Annotated in this window: 7 protein-coding genes and 1 pseudogene; 2 read left to right on the top strand and 6 right to left on the bottom strand. The window is 69.6% G+C overall.

Features of this window, described 5'->3' with window-relative positions:
- Together E2651_RS44875 and E2651_RS40710 are read left to right on the top strand one after the other, a co-directional pair.
- Positions 1–229, top strand: a pseudogene (locus tag E2651_RS44875) (hypothetical protein); the annotation flags it as partial.
- Positions 230–306: 77 nt separating this feature from the next.
- Positions 307–960 (top strand): RNA polymerase sigma factor, encoded by a 654-nt coding sequence (locus E2651_RS40710; protein ID WP_135336310.1) that lies wholly within the window; start codon positions 307–309, stop codon positions 958–960.
- Positions 961–1389: 429 nt separating this feature from the next.
- On the opposite strand, the gene E2651_RS40700 is transcribed toward E2651_RS40710, so the two are convergent.
- The 6 genes from E2651_RS40700 to E2651_RS40680 all read right to left on the bottom strand — a co-directional run.
- Complete coding sequence (locus E2651_RS40700; protein WP_135336309.1) at positions 1390–1800, bottom strand: PIN domain-containing protein; 411 nt, start codon at positions 1798–1800, stop codon at positions 1390–1392.
- On the bottom strand, positions 1797–2078 hold the full coding sequence (locus E2651_RS40695; protein ID WP_245239520.1) for a hypothetical protein: 282 nt from the start codon (positions 2076–2078) through the stop codon (positions 1797–1799). Before E2651_RS40695 ends, E2651_RS40700 begins: the two co-directional genes overlap by 4 nt.
- A gap of 243 nt (positions 2079–2321) precedes the next feature.
- Positions 2322–2492 (bottom strand): hypothetical protein, encoded by a 171-nt coding sequence (locus tag E2651_RS44425; protein ID WP_167829053.1) that lies wholly within the window; start codon positions 2490–2492, stop codon positions 2322–2324.
- Between the two features lie 307 nt (positions 2493–2799).
- Positions 2800–3228, bottom strand: coding sequence for a PIN domain nuclease (locus tag E2651_RS40690; protein WP_135336308.1), 429 nt, complete (start codon positions 3226–3228; stop codon positions 2800–2802).
- Entirely contained in the window at positions 3225–3449 is a 225-nt protein-coding gene (locus E2651_RS40685; RefSeq protein WP_135336307.1) for a type II toxin-antitoxin system VapB family antitoxin, read from the bottom strand. The genes E2651_RS40690 and E2651_RS40685 overlap by 4 nt, the downstream gene beginning before the upstream one ends.
- Positions 3450–3619: 170 nt before the next feature.
- On the bottom strand, positions 3620–5636 hold a 2017-nt coding region (locus E2651_RS40680), incomplete at its 5' end, for an FG-GAP-like repeat-containing protein (RefSeq protein ID WP_135336306.1).

Genomic DNA, 5636 nt, shown 5'->3' with positions numbered 1-5636 from the left:
CTATGTGGGGGAGGTGTTGGTGCGGCGGGCGGGTGCCGTCTGGGTCGATTTCGACGAGAGCCAGCGTCTCTACTTTGGACATTCTGTGGGTGTACGGATGCCGGACGGGAGGGTGTGGAATCCCCTGGGGAAGGTGGTGAATTGCTTTGAAGCTGGCGCTGATGCTGCGGAGCAGTCATTGCAGATCTACTACCTCACCCTTCCGGGGCGTTCTCGGCGTGCGGCGTAGTTCGCCGCGCTCGTGCGGCGGTTCTTTCTTGGGGGCACGGGCACGGTGGGCAGTGTCAGCGGGGTTAAGAGGAGAGCGTGGGGCAGGGTGGGGAGCGACGTCGCCGTGCGGCGGGTAGCGATGAGGCATTGACTCGGGCCTTGGAGAGTGCCAAGGGTGGGGATGAGGCGGCTTTCGCGGTCGTCTATCGGTGCGTTCATCCTGGGCTTCTCGGGTATGTGCGGGGGCTGGTTCGTGAGGATGCCGAGGATGTGGCTTCTGAGGCGTGGTTGCAGATCGTCCGGGATTTAGGGCGGTTTCGCGGGAGTGGGGCTGACTTTCGCCGGTGGACCGCGACCGTTGCCCGTCACCGGGCCATTGACCATGTGCGGCGCCAGCGGAGCAGGCCGCGGGCCTCAGTGTTGGAGTGGGATGCGTTCGCGCTGCCGGCTGTCGATGACACCGCCGGTGAGGTGCTTGAGTCGATGACCACCGCGCGTGTGCTGGGCCTTGTGGCTGAGCTGCCGCCGGACCAGGGTGAGGCGGTGCTGTTGCGTGTCGTGGTGGGTCTCGATGGCCCGGCGGCCGCGCAGGTTCTCGGGAAGCGGCCCGCTGCGGTGCGTGCGGCGGCGTACAGGGGACTGCGGCGCCTCGCGCGGCAGTTGGCGTACGAGGCAGTGCCTGCCCGGTCTTCTCGGCGGTGTCCTGGAGGGGCCGGATACGCCATGCGCAGGGAGAGACGGGCGGCGTGACGGGTTCGCTGTCATGGACACCCTGCTGGGCCGCGCAACTGGGGGGTCAGCTCGCTCCACTCCCAGCCGCGGTCGAACATGTCGGCCGGCTTGGGGATGCGGCGGTGGACGGGGCGTGCGGCCATGGGCACCTCGCTGGTGGGCCGTCGGGCGGCTCTGGGCTGGATTCTTAGGGGCGTACTTCTAAGAAGTACATCTCTAAGAACGAAGCCGCGCTCGCGAAGGCACGTCCCGGCTGCCGCCGCTCGACTACAGAACGGGGTCGGACTTCACCCCGGTGAGGAACGCCGACCAGGCGGGGGCCGCGAAGACGACCGCCGGGCCGTGGGGTTCTTGCTGTCGAGGACGGGGACGTGGGCGTGTGCCTAGTAGGCGGTGTCGTTCTCGTTGGGCATGACGTGCTCCGTGCGCCTCATGCTCGCGGGCTCCTCACGGCAGCAGGGTCAGTGCGGGCACGTGTTTCGGTTTGATGGCTCGGAAGTGGCGGTGGTCGAGGGTGGCGATGCGGTCCACCTCGTAGCGTTCCGCGACAGCGATCACCGAGGCGTCGACCGCACCGAGGGGGAAGTCTGCGTACTGGGTGATGAGTTCGCTGACCCGCAGCAGGTCCTCGGGGCTGAAGCCGACGAGTTCGAAGAAGCCCTCAGCGACGTGCTTGACGAAGACTGCTTCGACGCGCGGCCAGTGCTCCAACTGCCAGCTCACTTCGGCCAGAACCGTGGCGGGCAGCAGCTTTCGCCCGCGGAGCTGGGAGAAGAAGGCGACGCAGCTTGCGTGGTGTTTGTCTTTGGCATTGAAGAACGCCACCAGCGGGCCGGTGTCGAGGACCGTGGTGATCACTCGCTGGTGCTCCGCTCGCGTTCCGTTCGTTCACGGATGTAGTCGTCGTGCCGCTCGGCATAGTCGGCCGGTGCGTCAATGCTGCCAGACAGCGCCAGGAAGCTGGCGGGGAGGAGGTCGCCCTCGTCGCTCTCCCCACCGGCCGCGTCCGGGACCTGTTGGTCGACCTGGGAGAGTTCCTCGTCCTCGGTGATGATCAGCCGCAAGCGCCGCACCTGGGTCGGGCTCAGCCGGTCAACCAGGTGATGCAGGTGCTCGTAGTCACGCGCTGCCGTCATGACTCAAGTCTGGCACGCGCCCGCGCCCGCTGTCCTGGCTCGGCTGTCTGCCCGCGCATCTGCCCCGTGGCCCCCGGAATGCGGCCGGCGCGGGACCCGCGCCGGGCGGGGGGCTCAAGGTGCCCTCGCCCCTCGCCCCAGCTCCCGGCTCACGCGTGGTCGGGTCGGTCGGTGCGCTGGTGCGGGCGCGTGTGAGTGGTATCGCCGCAGCTCGCGCCGATGGGTCGGGGCGTCGGCCGTCTTTCAGAGCCAACCCCCGTAGGGGACACCCTCCCACCGTCCCCGGCGGTGGAAGCGGAGCTCGCCGCCGAAGCCCGCCGCATCGTCGACGCCCTGCACCGGCTCGACCCCCGCCTCCGCGTACCGCGCGGGATACTGCCGGAGCTGGCTGCCCAGTGGCTGACGGTGGGACATACGGCGGATGCGGTTCGGGAGGAAATCTCACGTCAACTCCCCGCTAACGGAAAGACAGTTCACCGTCCGGGCGGACTCGTTCGGTACGTACTACGGGAGGCCCCGCCCCTCGATGTACCACCACCGGCACCGGCGGTCGCGCCGTCGGAACCACGCGTCGTGAAGATGGTGGAGTGCGCGGGGGCACACACTCAGCCACGTCTCTTCCGCCCCGTCGCGGGCGAAGCGCTGTGTGCCGACTGTCGACAGGTGCGGGCCGATTTCCGCAGCGGAGGGCCTTACGGCTGCGGGGCGACTGGGCAGGCGCTCAGGGGCGGGTGACATCGGCCGTTCCCGGCGGGGCCACCCACTCGGCGGGCTGACCGGTGACCGCGGCGATCATGTCGTAGTCGCCGTCGTAGTGAAGGACTGTCGCGCCGTGCCGTTCGGCCGTGGCGGCGATGATGAGGTCCGTTCCGGAAACAGCACGCCAGTTGCCGTTCTCGACGAGCATGCGCTGCACTTCCAGCGCTCGGTCCCAGGCCTCGTCCGGAGTGGGCAGCCAGTCGAATCCGCGCAGCCCGTCCCGGATGCGGAGCACGTCTGTTTTGGAGCGTGCGCTGTATGAGACCTCCACTTCCACCGCGCCGCAAACGGCGAGCAGCCCCTTGCGGGAGAGGGCGTCCAGGCGGGGGGCGACGTTGGGTTTCGGCCAGTGGGCGAGCGCCGACTTGTCGATGAGGAAGCGCAAGGTCAGGCCGCCCGGTGCGAGTCACCGTCGGGGCGCGGCTCGTCGACAGGGCCGGTGAGATCCGGAAGGCCACCGGACTTCAGCCACTCGGCGAAGGTCTCGCGCTTCCGGAGCTTGATCAGCTCCTCCAGCGCACCGTTGACTGTGGCGACCTTGCTCTTGGTGCCCAGTATCTGGGCGGCTTCGGCGAGCAGCTCGTCGTTGATGTCCACGACGGTTCTGGCCATGGGGGCCTCCTGAAGCCGCAGCTACTGATATCGAAATCTGTAGAAGATGATATCGGCGGGATGTGTGGGCGGCAACCTATGTGTGGGGAGGGAGGTCTGTGAGCGGCCTCGTACGTCAGAGGGGCGCAGGCCCCCGCGTAATGCGGCCTGCGCCCCTCCGATCCGCACCGCTACGGCGTCAGCACCTGCCCCAAGTGCGCCCCCGCCGGAGTCCCCAGCAACGTACGCCCGTAATAGACCCCACCCGACGTCGAGACGCCCGACGCCCCGCTGTCCAGCTGCAGGATCGTGCCGTCGCCCGCGTCCTCGCCGTCCACGCCGAGCGCCAGATCCGCGCGGCCGTAGCCGGACAGGTCTGTCAACATCACCGACGAGCCGAGGCGGTCCGCCGTCTCCGTTGCGCCCGTGATGCCCGTCGTGTCCTGGGAGAAGGCGAGGGCTCCCGCGCCGGTCAGGCCGGACGAAGATCCCTTCAGGAGCAGCGACGTGCCCGCGTCCTTCTTCGCCGATCCGTTCCGCGTGATGTCCTCGTTCGGCGCGCCCGTCAGGACGTCCGCGTAGCCGTCCAGGTTGTAGTCGCCCGCCGAGACCGACCAGCCCATCGCGTCGCCCGACTCGGCGGCGCCCGGGACTCCGGACGTGTCCTGGTGGATTGTTTTCATACCGGTGGTCGTCAAGCCGGTCGCGGTACCCGGAACCACCGTCACCTGGCCGCCCGCGAAGGCGCCCGACTCGGCCGTGTACGGCTGGCCGATGACCAGGTCGTCGTGGCCGTTGCCGTTCACATCGGCCACGGCCACCGAGCGGCCGCCCTTCACCGTCAGTGAACCGACCCTGCTCAGGCCCGACTTGGTGCCCTTGAACCACTGGACCTTGCCGATGCCCGCCTGGTCGCGGTACGTCAGCGCCACGTCCGCGTAGCCGTCACGGTTGAAGTCGCCGGACGCGGCGTCCGCGTACGCGATGGCCGTGTCGCCTGACGTGAGCGTGCCGCCCACCTCGTTGCCCGCCGCGAAGCGCGCCGCCCACGTGCCGCCGGTGCCGGTGGACGCCGCGAAGACGTCCGCCTTGCCGTCCGCGTTGAAGTCGGCGACGGCCACGGCTGAGCCGAACTTGGCGCCCGCGTAGTGGAAGTCGTCCGCCAGCTGCATATCCGTGCCCGAGGTGAACGCCGGGCCGTAGAGGATCGTCACCGCGCCGCGGTCCGCGTTCGTCGCGTCGTCCTCGCCGGGGGCGCCGATCGCCAGGTCCGCGTAGCCGTCGCCGTTGATGTCGCCCCAGGCCGTGGCCGCCGCCCAGTTGTCGCCCGCCTCGGAGGCGCCGGGGACGCCGGGGCTGGACTGGGTGAGGGTCTTCTTGGACGCGCCTACCGGGCCGTCCAGGCCGCCGGGGACGACCGTGAGGCTGCCTACGCCACCCGATGCCTTGGGCGCGCCCGCCACCAGGTCCGTGATGCCGTCGCGGTTGAAGTCGGCCGTCGGGATCGCGGAGTTGCGGCCCGCGCTCGCGGCGTACCTGATGATCTCGCCCAGCTTCGGGTACAGGTTCTTGCCGGGGCACTCGGTGGCGAAGCCGTCCTGGTGGCCGGAGATCGTGTTGAGCGTCGCCTGCTCGCCCTTGGCCCAGACACCCGTGTCGTCGGTGGCGGTCAGCGTGGCCTTGCCGGCCGGGTCGCCGCCGTACTGCCCGAGCTTCCAGGCCGCGACGCGCGCGACCGACTCCAGGGCGGCACGGGTCGGCTTGCCCGCCTTCTTGTACGTCTCGCCGGGCGCCGGGTTCTCGTTGCCGTGGAAGTCGCCGAGGACCGCGATGCCCGCCGACTCGCCGCTGAAGCCGTACGTGTGCGCGCCGCGCACCGGCAGGTCGGTGCCGCCGCCGCGGCCCTCGAAGACCTGGCCGCACTTGTCCACGAGGAAGTTGTAGCCGAGGTCGTTCCAGCCCTCGGTCTTCACGTGGTACGTCATGATGCCGCGGACCAGGGCCGGGGACTGGGCGCAGCTGTAGTCGTTCGTGCCGACCGTGTGGTGGACGAAGACCGCCTTGACCTTCTCGATGTACTCCGGCGGGTCCTCGACCAGCGACTCGTCCGCGCCCCAGGCCGCCCGGTCGATCATGGGCGGCTTGGTGACCGTGGACGGCGGTGCCGGTGGCTTCGTCGGCTCGGGGTCGGGTGACGGGGAGCCGGAC

Source organism: Streptomyces sp. MZ04 (assembly GCF_004684775.1).
GTDB lineage: Bacteria > Actinomycetota > Actinomycetes > Streptomycetales > Streptomycetaceae > Streptomyces.
The sequence above is the reverse complement of the archived record's forward strand: the minus strand, read 5'-3'. Positions and strand labels throughout refer to the sequence as shown.